This window comes from Sulfitobacter sp. PS-8MA, assembly GCF_040933935.1.
In the GTDB taxonomy this organism is placed as follows: domain Bacteria; phylum Pseudomonadota; class Alphaproteobacteria; order Rhodobacterales; family Rhodobacteraceae; genus Sulfitobacter.
The window spans coordinates 1,075,784-1,095,773 of record NZ_JBFQYJ010000006.1; the positions used below are offsets into that span (position 1 = coordinate 1,075,784).

Consider the following 19,990-nt stretch of genomic DNA (forward strand, 5'->3'; position numbering starts at 1 on the left):
GCAGAAGATCGCGCTGATGACCACAAGCCGCGCCTTTCCCCTGAACCTTTTGCTCCTCGCTGGCAGTGCCGAGGCGCGTGACCTGGCCGAGCGTCTTTCGGGAGCAGGCCACCGGGTCACGACATGGATGACCGAACCGCCGCGCAGCCCGGCCCCGATGCCGGTGCCGGTCCAATTGCGCGACCCAAAGGACAGCGCGGCCCTGCGGCGGGATATGGCGGCCTATGACGCGGTGCTCGACCTGAGCCATAGCTTTGATGCGGCACTGAGCCGGGCGGGCTTTGCTGCCGCCACGGCACTGGGCCTGCCCTATATGCGCTTTGAGCGCCCCGCATGGCCCCTAAACGCCCCTTCGATCACAGCCGCCCCGGGCGTGGCAGAGGCCGCGCGTGCCATTCCCATGGGCGCCCGGGTGTTTGCCGCCACCGGATGGGCCAGCCTGCCGGACTTCCTGCCATTTCAAGGCAGCCGCCTGATGCTGCGTCAGACCCACCGCCATGAGCGGCCTGCGCCCTATGATTTCGTCGATCTGGTGTTTGGCGATCCGCCTTTTGTCACCGAGGCAGAGATAGCCCTGTTCCGCGCCCTTTCCGTCGATCTGCTGATCTGTCGCAATCTGGGAGGCAGGGCCAGCCGGCCCAAGGTCGACGCCGCAGTGGCGCTTGGGCTGCCGATCATTCTGATCGACCGGCCGGCGCGGCCCGCAGATGCGCCGCGTGTGGAGACCCTTGACGCCATGATCGACTGGGTGGCGCAGCTATGACCGCCCATCCCCCGATCACCTGTGACGCCGATGTGGCCGAAGGGGCGCGGTGGCTGGCCGCAATCGAGCCTCGCTTTGCCGCCGCGCTCGACCAGACCGGCCCGCTGCCGCTGCGTCTGCGCGCGCCGGGGTTTGCCGGGCTGCTCGACATTATCGTGAGCCAGCAGGTCAGTGTGGCTTCGGCCAGAGCGATCCATGCGCGGCTGCTGGCGGCAGGGCTGACTGATCCGGCTGAGGTCGTCGCCGCCAGAGAGGCGGGGCTGCGCGCGGCGGGGCTTAGCCGTCCCAAAGCGCGCTATGTGCTGGCCTTGGCCGAGCGGGAGTTTGATTTCGACGCGCTCACCCGATTGTCAGACGCCGAGGCCTCCGCCGCTTTGACGCTGATGCCTGGCATCGGCCCCTGGACCGCGCAGGTCTATGTCATGTTTTGCCTTGGCCGCCGCGACATCTTCCCGGCAGGCGATCTGGCCTTGCAAGAAGCGGCCCGCGCGCTCTTTGACCTGCCGGCACGCCCGACGCCGAAAGAGCTCGCCACCCTGGCCGCCGCATGGTCACCCTGGCGCTCGGTTGCGGCCCGGCTGCTCTTTGCCTACTACCGGGTGTTGAAACAAAAGGAAGGATTGTCATGACACGGGTTTTGAACGCCGAGCGCCGCGCGCCGGTCTCTGGCACCACACGGTCGGTGGTGGTGTTCCTGCATGGCTATGGGGCCAATGGGGCGGACCTGCTGGGGCTGGCCGATCCGCTGGGCGAGCATCTGCCCGACACGCTTTTCGTGGCTCCCGACGCGCCCGAAGCCTGCGCCGGGGCGCCCATGGGGTTCCAATGGTTCCCGATCCCCTGGATCGACGGCTCATCCGAAGAGGAATCGATGCGCGGCATGATGAGCGCGATCGAAGACCTCGACGCCTTCCTCGATGCGCTGATGGTGGATGAAGACGTGCTGCCCGAACAGGTCGTGCTCTTCGGCTTTTCCCAAGGCACGATGATGGCGCTGCATGTGGCCCCGCGCCGCGAGGATGCGGTGGCGGGTATCGTCGCCTTCTCGGGCCGTCTGCTCAACCCCGAAGCGCTGGCCGAAGAGGCGCGGGTCAAGCCGCCGGTGCTGCTGGTTCATGGCGACGCCGATGATGTGGTGCCGCCGCAGTCCCTGCCGCAGGCCGCCGAAGCGCTGCAAGAGGCTGGCTGGCAGGACGTCTATGCCCATGTCATGAAAGGCACCGGCCATGGCATCGCGCCCGATGGGCTGAGCGTGGCGCTGGCCTTCATGCGCGACAAACTGGGGCTTTAACCCTTCAACTCATCCCAGAGCCAAGGTTCGGCGAATTCGACCGAATTGCCAGCCGGGTCGCGCACATAAAGCGAGCGCGCCCCGTTTGGCCAATCGAACTGCGTGTCGATCGTAACGCCAGCGGCGCGCAGCCGGGTCTCCATCCGGGCGATCTCCGCGCGATCCATCGCAAAACACACATGCCCCGGGCCTTGCGCCCCATGCGGTGGCACCGGCATCTTGGGGTTGCCCGGCGGCTGCGCCGTGGCGGTGGGGTTGAAGATCAGCAAGACCGAGGGGCCAAGCGCAAAGAACATATGCCGCCCCGGCACTTCTTGAAACAGCTGCAAGCCCAGCTCTTCGCGGTAGAACTGCCGCGCCTTGTCGAGGTCATCAACATATAGCGCCGCTTCCAGCAGGGCGCGCGGGGCGGGGGCGTCCGGTAAAGGGTCATCAGTCATGCGGCAAGGGTAGCAAACTCTGCCGATCTGTCACCTCCCTGTCGTATTTCACCTGCAAAATGGCGGGGATCCCGAAGGATCAGCTTTATCTTGCCAGAGCGCATAGGCGTTATATAGTAAAGTAAACGGGCAGAGGACGCGACCAGATGGACGGCGATTTCAGGACCGAATTTACCCGCCAGCCGGCGGCGTTGAGACACCGCCCCGCGCTGGTGCTCAACGCGGATTATCGGCCCTTATCCTACTACCCTTTGTCGCTCTGGCCCTGGCAGGAGGCCATCAAGGCCAAATGGCTCGACCGGGTCGAGATCGTGGCGGAATATGACGATGTGGTGCGCAGCCCCTCGACGGTGATCAAAATCCCCTCCGTTGTCGTCCTGAAGGACTATGTCAAACCTCAAAAGCGCGTGGCCTTCACGCGCTTTAATTTATTTCTGAGGGATGAATTTCGCTGCCAATACTGCGGCGCGCGGGGGGATCTGACCTTTGACCATGTGGTGCCACGCGCCGCCGGCGGCGTGACCAGCTGGCAAAATGTCGTGGCGGCCTGTAGCCCCTGCAACCTGCGCAAGGGCTCGCGCCCGCTGCACCGGACCGGGCTTTCCTTGCGCAAACCGCCGCGCCAGCCGGGGGCGGAAGAGTTGCGCAACATGGGCCGCAAATTCCCGCCCGGCCATCTGCATGAAAGCTGGATGGACTTCCTCTATTGGGATGCCGAGCTCGAAGCCTGACCCATTTTCTTGGGCGGAAAGGCGTTCGGAGGGGCCGGGGGGCCGCAAGCCCGCCTGCGTCAGATATCTAATTCGACCCAGATCGGCACATGGTCCGAGGGTTTGTCCCGCCCGCGCACATCGCGGTCGATCTGACAATCGCGCAGCCGGTCCGCACAGGCCGGCGAGAGCAGGAAATGGTCAATCCGAATGCCATTGTTGCGGTTCCAGGCCCCGGCCTGATAATCCCAGAATGAATAATGCCCCGGCCCCTGGGTCCGTGCGCGGAAGGCATCGGTGAGCCCGAGGTTCACCAACCGCCGCCATGCCGCCCGCGATTCCGGCCGGAACAACGCGTCCTCGCGCCAGCTCTCGGGTTTGGCGGCATCTTCGGCCTGGGGAATGATGTTGTAATCCCCGGCCATGAGAAAAGGTGTCTCTTCGGCCAAAAGCCTCTCGGCACGGGCCTGAAGCCGCGCCATCCAGGAAAGCTTGTAGTCATATTTCGGCCCCGGCACCGGGTTGCCATTGGGCAGGTAGAGCCCGCAGATCCGCAGCGCCATGTCCTCGCCCACCACGGTGGCTTCGATCCAGCGCGCCTGATCGTCGGCGTCATCCCCCGGCAGGCCACGGGTGACATCCTCCAGCGGCAGTTTGGACAGGATCGCGACACCGTTAAAGGATTTCTGGCCATGGGTTTCGACGTTATAGCCCCGCTCTTCGAGCATCTCGCGGGGGAAGGCGTCATCGACCGATTTGATCTCCTGCAAGACAACGACGTCAGGCTGCGCTTCGTCCAGCCACTCCGGCAAAGCCGTGGCGCGTGCTTTGATCCCGTTGATGTTGAAACTCGCGATCTTCATCTTCGCCTCCGTCCTGCTACCTGACCGCTATCGCGCAAACGACGGCATGGGGCAAGGGCGGAAGCGGCCTCTCCTTCAGGGTGATTCGGTGCGTCATATTCGCGCTCAACGGGAACAATCAGGGCTGGGACGCTTGGATTGTCCTGACCTACCCCTGTGGATAACTGTTTTTCTGGGCGGGGGCACCTCTATGTTCTGGGGGAGGGCCGCGACCTCTAGGACGACGCTAATGTGGACAAATCCAGCAAGACAATATCGGTGGCAAAAAAATCTTGGCGCAACACGCTGAGGCTGCATCAATGGATGCACTACATCTTTAGATTGCAAAATGAGATTTGGAGGAGACCCCTATGACCCAACGTGCAGTACAGACTTCCGCCCGCCATAGCATGCATCTGCCAAGCGCCGGAACCATGGATCATGGCGCTGGTGTGGAAATGTTCACCACCGGGCTGTGCCGCCCGGGCAGCGAGATGCTGCTGGGCGATGGGGTGGCGCTCTTCACCACCGGGCTTCAACGCTGGGAGGCGCGCATGGCCTGCGGCGGCGGTGTCGGCCTTTTCACCACCGGTTTGGCGTAAATCAGGAACCAGAGAGCGGGTCGCATGGCGATCCGCTTTCGATATCGGAGGCTTGTGATGACCAATGTCGTGCGACTCAGACCTGCGGATGAAAGGGATGACAGCAGCCACGCGCGGCTGATCGAGGCGGTTGCAACCCGGCGGCGGCCCCTGGGGGATGTCTTTTGGCTCAAGGAGAATGCCGAGCTTCTGGGGGCGCTGGCCTCTTTGGGGGCTGAACTGGACACAGCGGCGCTGGCGCCTCTCGTCGGGTTTCATGCGGACGCCTGCGCAACCCTGCGGGACTATCCGCAGTATTACCGGTTCATCCTGTCAATCGCGCTCGATCTGGAGGATCTGGGCCTGCCGCAAACCCAAGCGGCAAAGCTCTGTGCGCAGGTTGACCGGGCCGGATTGCTGCAGGCGGAACTGTCGGATTTGCAGCGCGCCGAAGCGCGGCGCCTGTTGCGGCGCCGGGGTGTCGGGCCGCGCGTCGATCAGGGCGCGCTCGGCATGCGGCTGCGGCGCTTTATCGGGCGCAGCGGCACTTTCGCGCTGCCCAACCGCAAAGCCGCCTATGAGTTGACGCATATCGTCTATTACCTGTCTGACTATGGCCGTCAGGCTCCCGATCTCCCTGCGGCGGCTCTGGTCAGTCTGGAATATACCGGGCTCTTGGCCTTTCTGGACCAGGACATGGACCTCTTGGCCGAAGTCTGTGCCGCGCTGCGCTTTGCAAAGGCCACACCCAGCCCGCTCTGGGAGGCGGCAGTTGCCAAAGCGCATGGCGCCTGTCTGATCGAAGCCGGTGGTGATGCATCGCAGGACGATGATTTCCACGAATGGCTGGTTACAGGATGGGCCACACGGATCGCGGGGCGGGCGCTGCCGCAGCAGCGGGTGCCGACAGGAGCGCTGCGCTTTCACCGCAACCCCGGTGCCGGCGGCGCGCTGCGGTCCCTGGCGGTCTGCCTGCGCGATATGGGCAACGCGCGCAGCGCTGATTGGGGCCGGATGCGTGCTGAGGTGCTGCCCTATCTGGGTGCGGACAGCCATGCGGTTCTGGCGGCGGCCGAACGCTCAAGCCCGCGTTTTGGGGAATTTTTCGAAGGGTTCGCCCGGGTCACCGTCCAATAGGCGCCCCCGGCGGGTCACATGGAAAAGGACGTCCCGCAGCCGCAGGCGGCCGTGGCATTGGGGTTTTCAATGGTAAACCGTGCGCCGATCAGCTCTTCGGTAAAATCGATCACCGCATCGGCCAGAAACGGCAAAGAGACACTGTCGACCACTACCTTCTGGCCCGATCCTTCGAGGATCAGATCATCTTCGGCGGGTTCATCCAGCGCGATCTCATACTGAAACCCCGAACATCCGCCGCCTTCGACAGCGACGCGCAGGGCTTTGCCTTGGTCCGCGGCCCCGATCTCGGCAAGGCGTTCAAAGGCGCGGGGGGTGACTTTGGGGGGCAGGTTCATCTGCAAGGCTCCGATGCATCGGTTTTCTTCTGGCTTCACCTAACATATAGAAAGCGTAAGGACAGGTCACAAGGACCGCAAAGAGGACCAGCCGCAATGCGCGCAGATTTCGCCTCCGATCCGGACACCGCCAGGGGACGGCTGGTGCCCGAGGAGGAAAGCACCTTCCGCTCCTGCTTTCAGCGGGACCGGGACCGTATCATTCACGCCTCCGCCTTTCGGCGGTTGAAACACAAGACGCAGGTCTTTGTGGAACATGAGGGTGATTATTTCCGCACCCGTCTGACCCATTCCATCGAGGTGGCACAGGTGGCCCGGACCATCGCCGGGGCGCTGCGCCTCAATGGCGAGCTGACCGAGGCCGTGGCGCTGGCCCATGATCTGGGCCACACCCCCTTTGGCCACACCGGGGAGGACGCGCTGCACGCGCTGATGCAGCCCTATGGCGGCTTTGACCACAACGCACAGGCGATCAAGATCGTCACCGCGCTGGAGCGCCATTACGCCGAGTTCAACGGGCTGAACCTCACCTGGGACACGTTGGAAGGCATCGCCAAACACAACGGCCCGGTGACGGGTGATCTGCCCCATGCGCTGGCGGAGTATAACGCACGGCATGATCTGGAACTGCACACCCATGCCAGCGCCGAGGCGCAGGTGGCGGCGCTGTCGGATGACATCGCCTATAACAACCACGATCTGCACGACGGGCTGCGCGCGGGGCTCTTCACCGAGGCCGAGATCGCCGAACTGCCGATGGTCGGCCCGGCCTATGCCGAGGTGGACCGCCTCTATCCCGAGACCGATTCCTACCGCAGACGGCATGAGGCGCTGCGGCGGGTTTTTGGCGTGATGGTGAGCGATGTGATCGAAACCTCGGCGGCCCTGCTGAAAGCCTCCGGGGCGCGCAGGCCGGATGACATTCGCCATCTGGGCCAGCCGGTGATCCGCTTTTCCGATCCGGTCTGGCGCGACCTGCGCCAGATCCGCGAATTTCTCTTTACCCGCATGTACCGCGCCCCTTCGGTAATGGCGCAGCGCGAGAAGGTGACCAAAGTGGTCGAAGACCTCTTCCCGCTGTTCCTGTCGCAGCCCGACCTCTTGCCGCGCCACTGGGCCGATGCGGTGGCGGCGGCGCAGGATGAGGTGACACTGGCGCGGATGGTGTCGGATTACATCGCCGGGATGACCGACCGTTTCGCGCTTCAGGAACATGCGCGGCTCTTTGGCAGCGACCTGCGGGATTTCCGCTAGATGCATGTCTTTCGCCGGTCTGGGGGGCATGCTATCCCTGAGGCGATCAATAGGTGACCCATGATACAGACCCCGGTTCGAGCCGATAGCCTTGCCCAAGACGCGACCTTTGCGGTCCTCGGCGCCTGCCAAACGCCGGGGCCGGCGCTGGCACAGCGGGCGGCGGGGCTGGGGGCCGGGGTGATCGCGATGGACCGGGACCCGGTGGGACTGGCGAAGGTCGTGGGCACCGCACCCGACAAGATCGAAGGTCTGGCGCTGGTCGGCGGCCCGGTCGCGCGGCTGGAGCCGCTGCGCCAGACATGGGGCGATACACCTTTGCATATGGTGCTGAACCTGACACCGCTTGAGCCGGCGGATACAGACAACGGCGGCATTGACGGGCAGATCCGCGGGCTGTCAGCGCTGATGCGGGCCCTGGGGCGCGGTTTGGCCGCAGGGCAGGGGGCGGTTGTCACCCTGCTTGAGCGCCCGCAGCAGCCGCTGGCGCTGAACGCCCATGGCATGATCGCCGCCGTTGCCGCGGCCAATGAGGCACTGGCGCAGGTCTTTGCCCCGCGCGGCATGCGCTTTTACACCGTGACCGTGCCTGAGGGGCAGGCCGAACTGGCGGTGGAAACGGCGCTTTTCCTCGGCGCCACCGCAGGGCGGCGGCTCCGAAGTGGGCGGATCGATCTGGACTAGGCCCGCGCCGCCTGCCGCGCGAACAGCTGTTTCACCCGCCCCGGCGCCGCTTGATTGACTGCATCCCCGCAGATGATAAACGGACGGGGAACAAGGATACCCGACATGAACCTATTTGCCGAAATTCGCCATCTGATCATCACCACGCTCGAAAACATGATCGCGCAGGATGCTCTGCCGTCGACGTTGAACTTCGATCCGATCACCGCCGAGCCGCCGCGCGACCCCGCGCATGGGGATATGGCCACCAACGCCGCGATGGTGCTGGCAAAACCCGCGGGCATGAAGCCCCGCGACATTGCCGAGGCGCTGGCCGCACAGCTGTTGCAAGATCCGCGCATCACCTCTGCCGAGGTTGCCGGGCCGGGGTTTTTGAACCTGCGGCTGGCGCCCTCGGTCTGGCAGAATGTGGCCCGGCAGGTGCTGTCGCAGGGGACCGATTTTGGCCGCGCGATCCTTGGTGCGGGGCAGCGGGTGAACGTGGAATATGTCTCGGCCAACCCCACCGGCCCGCTGCATGTGGGCCACACGAGGGGCGCGGTCTTTGGCGATGCGCTGGCCAGCCTGCTCGATTTCGCGGGCTATGACGTCACGCGGGAATATTACATCAACGATGGCGGCGCACAGGTCGATGTGCTGGCGCGGTCGGTCTATCTGCGCTACCTCGAAGCCAATGGCAAAGAGGTCGCTTTCCCCGATGGCACCTACCCCGGCGACTATCTGATCCCGCTGGGCGAAGCGCTGGCCAAAATGTATGGCGACAAGCTGGTCGACCAACCCGAGAGTGAATGGCTCGACCATATTCGCGAGTTTGCCACCGACGCGATGATGAACCTGATCCGCGACGACCTTGCGGCACTGGGCGTCGAGATGGATGTCTTCTACAGCGAGAAATCGCTCTATGGCACCGGCCAGATCGAAGCGGCGATTGCCTCGCTCGAAGCCAAAGGCCTGATCTACGAAGGGGTGCTGGAGCCGCCGAAGGGCAAGAAACCCGAAGATTGGGAGCCGCGCGAACAGACCCTGTTCAAGTCCACCGAACATGGCGATGACGTCGATCGCCCGGTCAAGAAATCCGACGGCTCCTGGACCTATTTCGCCCCCGACATCGCCTATCACTACGACAAGATCAGCCGCGACTTCGACATGTTGATCGACGTTTTCGGCGCGGATCATGGGGGCTATGTCAAACGCATGAAGGCGGCGGTTTCGGCGCTCAGCGACGGCCATGTGCCGCTCGACATCAAGCTGACGCAGCTCGTGAAGCTCTTCAAGAACGGCGAGCCCTTCAAGATGTCCAAACGGGCAGGGACGTTCGTGACCCTGCGCGATGTCGTCGATCAGGTGGGCCCGGATGTGACGCGTTTTGTCATGCTGACGCGCAAGAACGACGCGATGCTCGACTTCGACTTCGACAAGGTGCTGGAGCAAAGCCGCGAAAACCCGGTCTTCTACGTCCAATACGCCCATGCGCGCGTTGCCTCGATCCTGCGCAAGGCCGAAGAGGCGGGCATCGAGGTGGCGGATGCGACGCTGTTGGAGGCTGACCTCACCAAACTCGACCATGAGGCCGAGATCGCCTTGCTGCGCAAGGTCGCGGAATGGCCGCGTCTGGTCGAAACCGCCGCGCGCAGCAATGAGCCGCACCGGGTGGCCTTTTACCTCTATGAACTCGCGTCGGATTTCCACAGTCTTTACCATCTGGGTCGGTCCGAGGACGGTTTGCGCGCGTTGCAAGAAGGGGACGCTGCCACGTCGCAGGCAAAAATTGCGCTGTCGCGTGCCGTTGCGATTGTAATCGCGGCGGGTCTTGGTATTCTCGGCGTCACACCGGCGCAAGAGATGCGATAACCGCACCAGCGCGCCGAAAACAGGCAACCCCAAGACAGACCCGCGTGGCGATGTATCACGTCGGGCAAAGAGGCAGAGATGGCAGATTTCACGTCTTCCCCGACGATGACGGGCTACGCGCCCGATTCCACGCAGGAATACGCAGTAGAAACCGGGCCTAAGGCATTGACAGCGCTCACCAATATCGCGGGTGCGGCGGTGTCGCTGGCGCTTGTCGCGGGGATCGGTGTCTGGGGGTACAAACTGCTTGTGCGCGATGTGACCGGCATTCCCGTGGTGCGTGCCGTGCAGGGTGAAATGCGCGTCCGCCCCGAAGAGCCGGGCGGTGAACTGGCCCGCCATCAGGGGCTTTCCGTCAATGTCGTCGCCGCCGAAGGCAGCGCCGGCCGCCCCGCCGATCAGCTTCGCCTCGCACCCACGCCGATGGAGCTTCAGGCCGAGGATCAACCGGTTCAAGTGGCCATGGCGGCGGCGAAGAGCCAGGACGCGGGCGCAGAAGACGCGCCGCTGATCGACGCCTCCGAGGCCATTCGGACCGGCAATGTTCAGGACCTGGTGGCGCAGTTGACCAATGGCGTGGCCCCGCTTTCTGGCACCGCCGATGCCGAACTGACCGACAATTCCGTCGATGCCGCAGTGGCTTTGGCCATGGCCGATACCGGCGTGAAGCCCAAGATCGTCAAAGCCGTGCTGAACGCGCCCGGCGTGCGCAACTCCCTGCGCCCCCGCAACCGCCCGGCGGGCGGGGCGGTGGTGACGCAAGCCGCATTGCAGGCCACGCCTGTCAAAGCCAGCGTCAGCGACGTTGACCCCACAACACTACCCGCCGGCACCCGCTTGGCGCAGCTCGGCGCCTTTGACAGCCCCGAGGTCGCCCGCGAACAATGGGACCGGCTGCAAGGCCGCTTTGGCCCCTATCTGCAAGGCAAGGACCGCGTTGTTCAAAAAGCCACCAGCGGCGGACGTGTGTTCTACCGCCTGCGGGCCTTGGGCTTTCAGGACATCGCCGATGCCCGCCGCTTCTGCTCGGCCCTGGTGGCAGAGAATGCGGATTGCATCCCGGTGGTGATGCGCTGATGCGCCCCTTTGGGGCCACCATCCTCGACGCCACGGGCCATCGGCTCAGCGCCGAGGAGAAAGCCTTTTTTCGCGACACCCGGCCCTTTGGCTTCATCCTCTTTGGCCGCAATATCGACACCCCCGACCAACTCCGGGCGCTCTGTGACGAGCTGCGCGAGGCGGCGGGGCATCACGCGGTGATCACGATCGACCAGGAGGGCGGGCGCGTGCAGCGCATGTCGGCCCCGCATTGGCGCGACTGGGAGCCGCCGCTCGATCTGGCCAAACGCGTCGGCATGCGGGCGACGGAAGTCTTCTACCTGATGTACCGGATGATCGCCCATGAGCTGCATGCGGTCGGGATCGACAGCAATTGCGCGCCGCTCTTGGACATCGCCACGCCGCAGACCCACCCTTTTCTGCGCAACCGCTGCTACGCCGAGACCGCCGAAGAGGTGACCCGGATTGGCCGCGCCGCCGCCGAAGGGCTGCTGCGCGGGGGCGTGCTGCCGGTGATGAAACATATGCCCGGTCATGGCCGGGCGACGCGCGACAGCCACCATGATCTGCCCAGGGTCACGGCCCCGCGTGCCGCGCTTGAGGCCGTCGATTTCGCGCCGTTTCGGGCTTTGGCGGACCTGCCGATGGGGATGACCGCGCATCTGGTCTATGAAGGGCTGGCAGAGGCGCCCGCGACATTGTCGCCGGAGGTGATGCGCCTGATCCGCGAAGACATCGGTTTCGATAATCTGGTGATGACCGACGATATCTCGATGAAGGCTCTGCCCCTTGCCCCCGCCGAGAGCGCCCGCGCGGCGATTGCAGCGGGCTGCGACGTCGCGCTGTTCTGCAACGGCTCGCTGGAAGAACGCCGCGCGGTGGCCGGGGCCGCCGGAGAGATGACCCCCGCGGCGCAAATCCGCGCAACCCGGGCCATGGCGGCGCGGCGCCAGCCCGATGAGATTGACATCGACGCCCTTAACGCCCAGTTTCAGGCGCTTCTGGGCGGAGCGTTACATGGCTGACACCGATATTCTACAAGACAGCAACGGGGTCGCCGCAGGCAGCGTGGCCGGCCGGCTGGCGGCCGAGGCTTTCATCATCGATGTCGAAGGCTATGAGGGGCCGCTCGATCTGTTGCTGTCGCTCAGCCGGACGCAAAAGGTCGATCTGCGCAAAATTTCCGTGTTGCAACTGGCCCGGCAGTACCTCGACTTCGTCGAACGCGCCAAGGCGCTGCGGCTGGAGCTGGCGGCGGATTATCTGGTCATGGCGGCTTGGTTGGCCTTCCTGAAGTCACGCCTGCTGCTGCCCCCCGATCCCACCGAAGAGGGCCCCTCGGGCGAAGAAATGGCCGCGCATCTGGCGTTCCAGCTGGAACGGTTGCAAGCCATGCGCGATGCCGCTGCGAGGCTGATGGGGCGCGACCAACTGGGCCGGGATTTCTTTGCCCGGGGCCAGACCCATGAAATCACCCGCGTCAAAAAGGTGACCTATACCGCAACCTTGCTGGACCTGATGCAGGGCTACGCCCGCACCCGCACCCGCGATGAGTTCCGCCCCTTCGTGATGGACCGCGATGCGGTCTTTACCATGGAAGAGGCGCTGGAGCGGATGCGCGGGCTGATCGGCTATGCCGGCGATTGGGGCGATCTGACCAGCTACCTGCCCGACGGCTGGGAAAGCGATCCGAAGCGGCGGCGGTCTGCCACGGCGGCGACCTTTGCGGCCTCGCTCGAATTGGTCAAAGAGGGGCATCTGGAAATCCGCCAGAAAGAGATTTTCGCCCCGATCCAACTGCGCAAAAAGGATTGATGCGTGTCGGAAGATACCGAACAAAAAGAGAAAAAACTGTTTGATGCGCCGTCCTTGGCCGAACAGGAACGGATGATCGAAGCTGTGCTTTTCGCCAGTTCCGAGCCGATCACCCTGCGTGAACTGGAAGACCGGCTGCCGCGCGGGTCGGACGTGGGCGAGGCGATGGCCTTTCTGCGGCACCGCTATCACGGCCGCGGCGTGCAGGTGATGAAAGTCGGCGATGCCTATGCCTTTCGCACCGCGCCGGACCTTGGGTTCTTGATGCACAAGGAAACCGTTGAGACCCGCAAGCTCAGCCGTGCGGCGATCGAGACCCTCGCGATTATTGCCTATCATCAGCCCGTGACCCGGGCCGAGATCGAGGAAATCCGCGGCGTCTCCGTCTCACGCGGGACGGTGGATCAACTGCTTGAGATGGAGTGGATCAGGTTCGGCCGCCGCAAGATGACACCGGGGCGCCCGGTGACCTTTGTGGTCACCCAAGAGTTCCTCGATCACTTCGGGCTGGAAAGCGCGCGCGATCTGCCGGGGCTGAAAGAGCTGCGCTCTGCCGGCCTGCTGGAAAACCGGCCACCGCCGGGATTGGCCCCAAGGGTTGGCGATGGCGAGGATGAGCCGGAGGCGACCGAGGGGCAGAGCGAGTTGTTCGAAGATTGAGCCCTGCTGGCGAGCGCCGCACCGCCCCGATATCACGGCGGTGAGAATGCTGCTGCGCAGGCTTCTGTCCCGCGGCGTCACTGCGGGGCAGGCCGGAAAGCACGACAGCGGGGTCAGCTGCCGCGGCGTTTGACGCGAGTCTGATGGCCCCGCTGCGACCTCTTCAAACCGCTTTGAAATGTTTCGACAGTTTGAGACCTTGGCCCTGATAGTTCGAGGCAATATCGGCCCCGTAAAGCTGGCTGGGGATCTGGGCCATATGCTCATAGACCAAGCGGCCCACGACCTGACCATGCTCAAGCACAAAGGGCGCCTCGTGACAGCGCACCTCAAGCACGCCGCGGGAGCCAGCGCCGCCGGCCTCGGCATGGCCGAAACCGGGGTCAAAGAAACCGGCGTAATGCACGCGGAATTCCCCGACCATCGCCAGATAGGGTGCCATTTCAGCGGCATAGGCGGGCGGGATCGTCACCGCTTCGCGGCTGACCAGAATGTAGAAAGCACCGGGGTCGAGAATGATCTGACCATTGGTGCTGTGCACTTCCTCCCAATAGGCTGCCGGGTCGTAGTGACCGATCCGGTCGAGGTCAATCACCCCGGTATGCGGTTTGGCGCGGTAGCCGACAAGGCTGGTGCCCGGCAGTTTGAGGTCGACGGAAAAGCCCAAGCCCTCGTCGATCACCGCGGTACCGTCGACCAGCGCTGTCTCGGCATGCAGCCGGCGCAGCGCATCGTCATCCAGCGTCGCATCGCCATGGCCGAAGCGGATTTGGTTTAGCCGCATGCCCGGGCGCACGAGAACCGAGAAGGAGCGGGGGCAGATTTCCGCATAAAGCGGCCCATGGTAGCCCGGTGCGATCCGGTCAAACTCCGTGCCGCCATCGGTGATGGTCCGGGTCAAGAGATCAAGCCGCCCGGTGGAGCTTTTGGCATTGGCGACAGCCGAGACACCTTCCGAGAGCGCCAGTTCCTCCATCAAGGGCACGACATAGACGCAGCCCTTTTCCAGCACCGCCCCATCGCTCAGATCAACCCGGTGCATCTCAAACTCCGCGAGCCTGTCCGAGACCTTGGCCCCATGCCCGGCCAGAAAGGACGCGCGGACGCGGTAGGCCACGGTGCCCAGCCGAAGATCAAGGCTCGCAGGCTGGATCTGTGCTTCGGTCACGCCCGGCTCGGCGCGGATCGCGCCGCTTTCGACCATGGCTGCAATTTGCTGATTGGGAAGCACGCCGTTCATAGCATGGGGCATCGCGGGCCTTTCAAATGACAAACGCCCGCGCCTGACAGGCACGGGCGGTTTGATGTAGTCGGTTGGTCGGGCTAGCAGGACTCGAACCTGCGACCTTCCGTCCCCCAGACGGACGCGCTACCAGGCTGCGCCATAGCCCGACTACTTGGGCTTCATACCCGATCTCGCAGGCGGTGCAAGAGGGAATTGCCGGGTTTTTCATTGAGATCAGAAATTACTGCTTCTGTCGCTGTTCGCGTCCATCTGGCCGCGCATATCGGCAAGATGCAGCAGCAGGCTGGCCACATCCGGCTGCACGTCGCGCGGCAAACGGTGCACCCGGCCAATGCGGGTCAGCAGCCCGGGATAGGCGGGGAAATCCGCTTCGGCGGTAAAGGCGGGCAGGTCGATTATCGCGGGCTTCAGGGGCTCATCCTGCAGGGTGTGATCCTCAGGCTCATCCGGCGTTTGCGCTGGCGCGGGGCTTTCTTCAGCCGCGTCGTCACTGTCGGAAGAGGGCGCAGCTTCGCCCATGGGGCGCTGGATAAAGCCGGGCAGGGCAGAGGTCTCCGCCGCATCGGGCGCGTCCGATGCTGCCGGTTCAGGCGGCGTTGGGGCGTCTTCCCCTTCGGGTGCCGTCGGCTCCAGACGCGGTGCGTCCTCGGTCTCACTGTTCGAAGGCCCCAGCGGGTCAGGTGTCGCGCGGGGGTGATCGTCCGCCGGCGGCTCGGGGGAATAGCTGGGGGCCTCCTCCGCCGCGGGCGTCAGTTCCGGTTCGGTTGTCGCCTCAGGCGCTCTTTCGGCGGCGGCCATGGCGGGCGGGGCATCCTGGACCAGCGGCGCCGGGGGCGCGCGCTCGAAATCCGGGGTGGCGGTGCGGGTCATTGGCAGCGCCTGCTCACTCTCGCCGGCGGTCGCGCCGAATTTCAGCACCACGCCGCGCTCGCGTTCGACCGGCAGGGCGGTGACGAATTTCGCGTCATCCTCGGCCTCTGGCAGCTCGTCCAGTGGCGCAGACAGGTTTGAGACATAGGTCATCCCCTCTTCGCGCAGGATCTTTTGCACGCCTTTGATGGTCAGCCCATCATCGTGCAAGAGCTTCTTGATCCCGCCCAAAAGCAGCATGTCGGCAGGGCGGTAATAGCGCCGCCCGCCGGCCCGTTTGATCGGTTTCACTTGGGTAAATTTGCTTTCCCAGAACCGCAGCACATGGGCTTGAATGCCAAGCCAGTCGGCGACTTCAGAAATGGTGCGGAAAGCGTCCGGCGATTTGACCATGGATCAGGACTTGTTGCCTTCGGCGACGCGGTCTTTCATCAGATGCGACGGGCGGAAGGTCAGCACGCGACGCGGGTTGATCGGAACCTCTTCGCCAGTCTTGGGATTGCGGCCCACGCGGGCGGTCTTGTCCCGCACCGAAAAGGTGCCGAAGGACGAGATTTTCACCTGCTCGCCGTTCACCAGCGCGTCTGACATATGCTCCAACACCGCTTCCACAAGCTGGGCACTTTCGTTGCGCGAGAGGCCGACTTCGCGGAACACCGCTTCGCTAAGATCCATGCGCGTCAATGTTTTATTCGGCATATTATCCCCCATGCTTTGGGTTAGCATATGCTGCAGGATTTTTTAGAGTCAACATCATTGGCCGGAATGGAGGCAATTCGGCGGTAAATTTCCACGCCGCGTCAGTGGCTTACCAGCGCAGGACCACCGCGCCCCATGCCAGACCGCCGCCAATGGCCTCGGTCACCACCAGATCGCCCTGCTTGATCTGACCGCGCTCACGGCCCACCGAGAGCGCCAGCGGGATCGAGGCGGCAGAGGTATTGCCGTGGTCCTGGACCGTCACCACAACCTGCTCCATCGGCAGGTTCAGCTTTTTGGCGGTGCCTTGAATGATGCGGATATTGGCCTGATGCGGGACGATCCAATCGACCTCATCGGCCGAGACGCCGGCGCGTTCCATCGCGGTATTGGCGGTGGCGGCGAGCTTTTCAACCGCATGGCGGAACACCTGATTGCCCTGCATGCGCAGATAGCCCGTGGACCCGGTCGAGACGCCGCCATCGACATAGAGCAGATCGCGAAAGCGCCCGTCGGAGTTGAGATCAGTGGCCAGAATGCCGCGGTCCTGCGGGCGGCCTTCGCCCTCCTGCGCTTCCAGAAGCAGCGCGCCCGCGCCATCGCCAAAGAGCACGCAGGTGGAGCGGTCGGTCCAATCCATGATCCGGCTAAAGGTCTCGGCCCCGATCACCAGCACGCGGCGGGCCTGGCCCGAGACGATCAGCGCATTGGCATTGGCGAGCGCATAGACAAAACCCGCGCAGACCGCCTGCACGTCAAAGGCAAAGCCTTTGGTCATGCCAAGCTCGGCCTGCACCATGGTGGCGGAGGACGGGAAGGTGAGGTCAGGCGTGGAGGTCGCGACGATGATCGCATCGACATCCCCGACCGCGCAGCCCGCGTCTTCCAGCGCCTTGCGCGCGGCGGCGCTGGCCATGGAGGATGTCGTCTCGCCCTCGGCGGCAAAATGGCGGCGCTCGATGCCCGAGCGCGAGCGAATCCATTCGTCATTGGTGTCGAGCGTGGCTTCGAACTCGGCATTCTCGACGACACGGGAGGGCAGGTAATGGCCACAGCCAGTGACAACGGCGCGCAGGCTCATGTCGGGGACTCCTCGGCTGGCAGCGTCGCGGCGACGCGGGCGGCCAGCTTGTCATTGAATTTATTCTCGGACAACTGCGCCGCAAGTTTGATCGCAGCAGAGATGCCCGTAGCGTCAGCCGAACCATGCGACTTAACCACTGTGCCATTCAAGCCCAAAAAGACGCCGCCATTGACCCGGCGCGGATCAATCTTCTTGCTCAGCCGGCGCAACGAGGTATAGGCCAAGAGCGAGGCCAGACGTGACAGAGGCGAATATTTGAACGCCTCACGGAGGCGGTTGCCGATCATGCTGGCGGTGCCTTCGCCGGTCTTGATCGCGACATTGCCGGTAAAGCCGTCAGTCACGATCACATCTGCGCGATTGCCGGAAATATCGCCGCCTTCGACGAAACCGACGAATTCAAAGCCGGCGGCATCGCTCTGGGCGCGAATCAGGTCATAGGCCTCTTTCAGCTCGGTCCGGCCCTTATGCTCTTCGGTGCCGACATTCAAAAGACCGACGCGGGGGCACTCCAGATCCATGCCGTTGCGGGCATAGGATGTCCCCATCAGCGCATAGCGCAAGAGATCTTCGGCATCGGCGCGAATATCCGCGCCCACGTCGAGCATCACATTGAACCCCTGCGGGTTTGAAGAGGGGTAGAGCACCGCAATCGCGGGCCGGTTGACGCCCGGCAGCTTGCGCAGCCGGATCGTCGACATCGCCATGAGCGCGCCGGTATTGCCGCAGGAAACCGCCACGGCAGCTTCGCCACTGCGGACAGATTCGATCGCGGACCACATGGAGGTGTTCTTGCCCGTGCGCACCACCTGGCTGGGCTTGTCGTCCATCGTGACCACATCGGTGGTGTGATGGATCTCGCAACGCCCCGCCAGCGCGCTGTGTTTGGCGATCAGCGGGGTCAGTTGCTCTTGCGGGCCGTGCAGGATGAAACCAATGTCAGGGTTCGCCTGCGCAGAAAGCGCACACCCGGCAACAACCGCTGCCGGGCCTTCGTCACCGCCCATCGCATCAACCGATATCAGGGTGTGACCGGCTTTCGCGTCGGGGTGATCGGGCTGGGCCGTCATCGGTGCGAATGCCTCACTTGCCTTAGAAAAACTTGGGAAATGACGCCAGCTTAAGCTGCGTCGTCTTCCAGGTCTACTTCTTCGGTCAGGGCGACGATTTCTGCATCGTCATAGTGACCGCAAGCCGCGCAGATGTGGTGCGGGCGCTTCAGCTCACCACAGTTCGAACATTCGTTCGGGTTCGCCGCTGTGAGCGAATCATGCGCACGGCGGTTGTTGCGGCGCGATTTGGATACTTTATTCTGTTGGACAGCCATGTCTGGTGCCTTTGCCTTCGGGGTTGCTGACCTGCACAGGACATGCCGCAACCGTGTTTCAATTCGGACCCCGTTTCGGGCGTGACGACGCTTTAGGGCCGCAGCCGCGCAATGTCCAACCTTAATTCGGGTGAGGGCGGCAAAATAACGCGAATGCCCCCCGATGCAAGCCTCTATTTCTGCGGTTTTCCGCGCGTCTGCCTAGCTTTCGTCGTTCTTGAGCGCATCCCGCAGCGCCCCCAGCCCTGCAAAGGGGCGTGCCTCTTCGTCGGTCATTGGTTTCTGGCCCGGCTCGGTCAGCACCATGGAGCCCAGTTCGGCATCGCCCTTGCGCGGGTATTCAGGCACCTCAAGCGCCAACGCCTCGATCATCACCTGCGCGGGGTCGATCCATTGGCCCAGCGGCTCACTGCTGTCATCCTCGGGCATTTCGATCTCTTCTTCGTCCGGCACTTGAAAGTCGCGGACAAAATGGCGCGTCACCGGCACGTCGATGCGCGTGGTGACCGGCTCCAGGGTGACAACACAGGGCTGCACCACGGTCGCGCCCAATTTGCCGTTCAACTGCCAATCCTCCTTGCCCAGCGGGGTGATCTCCCCGGCAAAGCTGAGCTTGCGCAGGGCCGAGAGGTCCAGCTCTTCAGCAATGCTGGCAAGCACATCCGCCTCGGGGCGCAGGGCAAAACTATTGGCCTCTGTCTGGGACAGGTCAGAGACCCGCAGGGCGGTGGCAGAAGGGGGGGTGCGCGACATGAGAACCGACTTTCGTTTCTTGAACACTTAGGGTGCCTTGGTGTATGCGAGATAAAAGCCATAATCCGTCAGGGCAAGAGGGCAGACCAAATGCGCATCACGAAACAGACCGGCACCCCCATTCTACGGGCCGGATGTCTGAGCCTGCTGCTCGTGCTGGGTGCCTGTGCGCCACAGTATGAGAACCACGGCTATGTGCCGCCTGCCGATCAGTTGGAGCAAGTGGTGGTGGGCCGTGACACCAAGGAAAGCGTGACCGCAAAAATCGGCCATCCCACGGCGGGCGGCGTGCTGAATGACGACAGTTTCTACTATGTGAAGATGCGCAAACGGGCGCTTGGCTTCCTCGCACCCGAAGAGGTCGAGCGCGAGGTTGTTGCGATCAGCTTTAGCGATGCGGGCCTGGTGCAGAATGTCGAACGTTTCGGGCTTGAGGACGGGCGCGTCGTGCCGCTGGCGCGCCGGGTGACCTCTTCGCCGGTTCGGGATAATTCCCTGCTGCGTCAGCTCTTGGGCAACCTTGGTCGGTTCAGCCCGACAGCCTTTGGCAGCTAAGCGGTGGCGGCCCTGACCGGGCAACCGGGGT

General features: G+C 63.9%; 24 protein-coding genes and 1 tRNA gene. 14 read left to right on the forward strand and 11 right to left on the reverse strand.

Going from position 1 to position 19,990, the window contains the following annotated elements; genetic code table 11:
• Positions 1–16: 16 nt before the first annotated feature.
• From AB4M76_RS09165 to AB4M76_RS09175, 3 genes are read left to right on the forward strand one after another with little or no spacing between them, the layout of a single operon-like run.
• Positions 17–763, forward strand: coding sequence for a precorrin-6A/cobalt-precorrin-6A reductase (locus AB4M76_RS09165; RefSeq protein ID WP_368441520.1), 747 nt, complete (start codon positions 17–19; stop codon positions 761–763).
• Complete coding sequence (locus tag AB4M76_RS09170; RefSeq protein ID WP_368441521.1) at positions 760–1,392, forward strand: DNA-3-methyladenine glycosylase; 633 nt, start codon at positions 760–762, stop codon at positions 1,390–1,392. Before AB4M76_RS09165 ends, AB4M76_RS09170 begins: the two co-directional genes overlap by 4 nt.
• On the forward strand, positions 1,389–2,054 hold the full coding sequence (locus AB4M76_RS09175; RefSeq protein ID WP_368441522.1) for an alpha/beta hydrolase: 666 nt from the start codon (positions 1,389–1,391) through the stop codon (positions 2,052–2,054). Before AB4M76_RS09170 ends, AB4M76_RS09175 begins: the two co-directional genes overlap by 4 nt.
• Here AB4M76_RS09175 and AB4M76_RS09180 read toward each other — a convergent pair.
• On the reverse strand, positions 2,051–2,494 hold the full coding sequence (locus tag AB4M76_RS09180; RefSeq protein ID WP_368441523.1) for a VOC family protein: 444 nt from the start codon (positions 2,492–2,494) through the stop codon (positions 2,051–2,053). The genes AB4M76_RS09175 and AB4M76_RS09180 overlap by 4 nt on opposite strands.
• Positions 2,495–2,640: 146 nt before the next feature.
• On the opposite strand from AB4M76_RS09180, the gene AB4M76_RS09185 reads away from it, so the two are divergent.
• On the forward strand, positions 2,641–3,225 hold the full coding sequence (locus AB4M76_RS09185) for an HNH endonuclease (protein ID WP_368441524.1): 585 nt from the start codon (positions 2,641–2,643) through the stop codon (positions 3,223–3,225).
• A 59-nt stretch (positions 3,226–3,284) separates the two neighbouring features.
• On the opposite strand, the gene xth is transcribed toward AB4M76_RS09185, so the two are convergent.
• Entirely contained in the window at positions 3,285–4,067 is a 783-nt protein-coding gene (gene xth, locus AB4M76_RS09190) for an exodeoxyribonuclease III (protein ID WP_368441525.1), read from the reverse strand.
• 350 nt (positions 4,068–4,417) lie between these two features.
• Between xth and AB4M76_RS09195 the strand changes: the two genes are divergently transcribed.
• Together AB4M76_RS09195 and AB4M76_RS09200 are read left to right on the forward strand one after the other, a co-directional pair.
• Positions 4,418–4,648, forward strand: coding sequence for a hypothetical protein (locus tag AB4M76_RS09195; protein WP_368441526.1), 231 nt, complete (start codon positions 4,418–4,420; stop codon positions 4,646–4,648).
• 57 nt (positions 4,649–4,705) lie between these two features.
• Positions 4,706–5,764, forward strand: a complete 1,059-nt coding sequence (locus tag AB4M76_RS09200; protein ID WP_368441527.1) for a hypothetical protein — start codon at positions 4,706–4,708, stop codon at positions 5,762–5,764.
• A 14-nt stretch (positions 5,765–5,778) separates the two neighbouring features.
• Here the strand turns inward: AB4M76_RS09200 and AB4M76_RS09205 are convergent, their stop codons facing one another.
• A complete protein-coding gene (locus AB4M76_RS09205; protein ID WP_368441528.1) occupies positions 5,779–6,102 on the reverse strand; it encodes a HesB/IscA family protein in 324 nt (107 codons plus the stop codon).
• 96 nt (positions 6,103–6,198) lie between these two features.
• Between AB4M76_RS09205 and AB4M76_RS09210 the strand changes: the two genes are divergently transcribed.
• The 7 genes from AB4M76_RS09210 to scpB all read left to right on the forward strand — a co-directional run bounded on the left by AB4M76_RS09210 (position 6,199) and on the right by scpB (position 13,425).
• Complete coding sequence (locus AB4M76_RS09210) at positions 6,199–7,356, forward strand: deoxyguanosinetriphosphate triphosphohydrolase (RefSeq protein ID WP_368441529.1); 1,158 nt, start codon at positions 6,199–6,201, stop codon at positions 7,354–7,356.
• 60 nt (positions 7,357–7,416) lie between these two features.
• Complete coding sequence (locus AB4M76_RS09215) at positions 7,417–8,040, forward strand: hypothetical protein (protein ID WP_368441531.1); 624 nt, start codon at positions 7,417–7,419, stop codon at positions 8,038–8,040.
• A 105-nt stretch (positions 8,041–8,145) separates the two neighbouring features.
• Entirely contained in the window at positions 8,146–9,891 is a 1,746-nt protein-coding gene (gene argS / locus AB4M76_RS09220; RefSeq protein ID WP_368441532.1) for an arginine--tRNA ligase, read from the forward strand.
• Positions 9,892–9,969: 78 nt separating this feature from the next.
• Positions 9,970–10,968 carry an SPOR domain-containing protein gene (locus AB4M76_RS09225; protein WP_368441533.1) on the forward strand — a complete coding sequence of 333 codons (999 nt, stop codon included), beginning with the start codon at positions 9,970–9,972 and terminating at the stop codon, positions 10,966–10,968.
• Positions 10,968–11,975 carry a glycoside hydrolase family 3 N-terminal domain-containing protein gene (locus AB4M76_RS09230; RefSeq protein WP_368441534.1) on the forward strand — a complete coding sequence of 336 codons (1,008 nt, stop codon included), beginning with the start codon at positions 10,968–10,970 and terminating at the stop codon, positions 11,973–11,975. Before AB4M76_RS09225 ends, AB4M76_RS09230 begins: the two co-directional genes overlap by 1 nt.
• The gene (locus AB4M76_RS09235; RefSeq protein ID WP_368441536.1) at positions 11,968–12,765 is read left to right on the forward strand and encodes a ScpA family protein; all 798 of its coding nucleotides are present in this window, start codon (positions 11,968–11,970) and stop codon (positions 12,763–12,765) included. The genes AB4M76_RS09230 and AB4M76_RS09235 overlap by 8 nt, the downstream gene beginning before the upstream one ends.
• Positions 12,766–12,768: 3 nt before the next feature.
• Entirely contained in the window at positions 12,769–13,425 is a 657-nt protein-coding gene (scpB, locus tag AB4M76_RS09240) for an SMC-Scp complex subunit ScpB (RefSeq protein ID WP_368441537.1), read from the forward strand.
• Positions 13,426–13,588: 163 nt separating this feature from the next.
• Here the strand turns inward: scpB and AB4M76_RS09245 are convergent, their stop codons facing one another.
• The 8 genes from AB4M76_RS09245 to AB4M76_RS09280 all read right to left on the reverse strand — a co-directional run bounded on the left by AB4M76_RS09245 (position 13,589) and on the right by AB4M76_RS09280 (position 19,404).
• On the reverse strand, positions 13,589–14,665 hold the full coding sequence (locus AB4M76_RS09245; RefSeq protein WP_368442411.1) for a 2'-deoxycytidine 5'-triphosphate deaminase: 1,077 nt from the start codon (positions 14,663–14,665) through the stop codon (positions 13,589–13,591).
• A gap of 75 nt (positions 14,666–14,740) precedes the next feature.
• Positions 14,741–14,817, reverse strand: a tRNA-Pro gene (locus AB4M76_RS09250).
• A gap of 67 nt (positions 14,818–14,884) precedes the next feature.
• On the reverse strand, positions 14,885–15,934 hold the full coding sequence (locus AB4M76_RS09255; protein ID WP_368441538.1) for a MerR family transcriptional regulator: 1,050 nt from the start codon (positions 15,932–15,934) through the stop codon (positions 14,885–14,887).
• A gap of 3 nt (positions 15,935–15,937) precedes the next feature.
• Positions 15,938–16,240, reverse strand: a complete 303-nt coding sequence (gene ihfA, locus AB4M76_RS09260; protein ID WP_368441539.1) for an integration host factor subunit alpha — start codon at positions 16,238–16,240, stop codon at positions 15,938–15,940.
• Between the two features lie 109 nt (positions 16,241–16,349).
• Positions 16,350–17,321, reverse strand: coding sequence for a beta-ketoacyl-ACP synthase III (locus AB4M76_RS09265; protein ID WP_368441540.1), 972 nt, complete (start codon positions 17,319–17,321; stop codon positions 16,350–16,352).
• Positions 17,318–18,394 carry a phosphate acyltransferase PlsX gene (plsX, locus tag AB4M76_RS09270; protein ID WP_368441541.1) on the reverse strand — a complete coding sequence of 359 codons (1,077 nt, stop codon included), beginning with the start codon at positions 18,392–18,394 and terminating at the stop codon, positions 17,318–17,320. The genes AB4M76_RS09265 and plsX overlap by 4 nt, the downstream gene beginning before the upstream one ends.
• Positions 18,395–18,444: 50 nt before the next feature.
• The gene (rpmF, locus tag AB4M76_RS09275; protein ID WP_174858529.1) at positions 18,445–18,651 is read right to left on the reverse strand and encodes a 50S ribosomal protein L32; all 207 of its coding nucleotides are present in this window, start codon (positions 18,649–18,651) and stop codon (positions 18,445–18,447) included.
• Positions 18,652–18,852: 201 nt separating this feature from the next.
• Positions 18,853–19,404: a DUF177 domain-containing protein gene (locus AB4M76_RS09280; protein ID WP_368441542.1), complete on the reverse strand. Its 552-nt coding sequence runs from the start codon at positions 19,402–19,404 to the stop codon at positions 18,853–18,855.
• A 90-nt stretch (positions 19,405–19,494) separates the two neighbouring features.
• Here AB4M76_RS09280 and AB4M76_RS09285 point away from each other — a divergent pair, with 90 nt between their 5' ends.
• A complete protein-coding gene (locus AB4M76_RS09285; protein ID WP_368441543.1) occupies positions 19,495–19,959 on the forward strand; it encodes an outer membrane protein assembly factor BamE in 465 nt (154 codons plus the stop codon).
• Positions 19,960–19,990 lie beyond the last annotated feature (31 nt).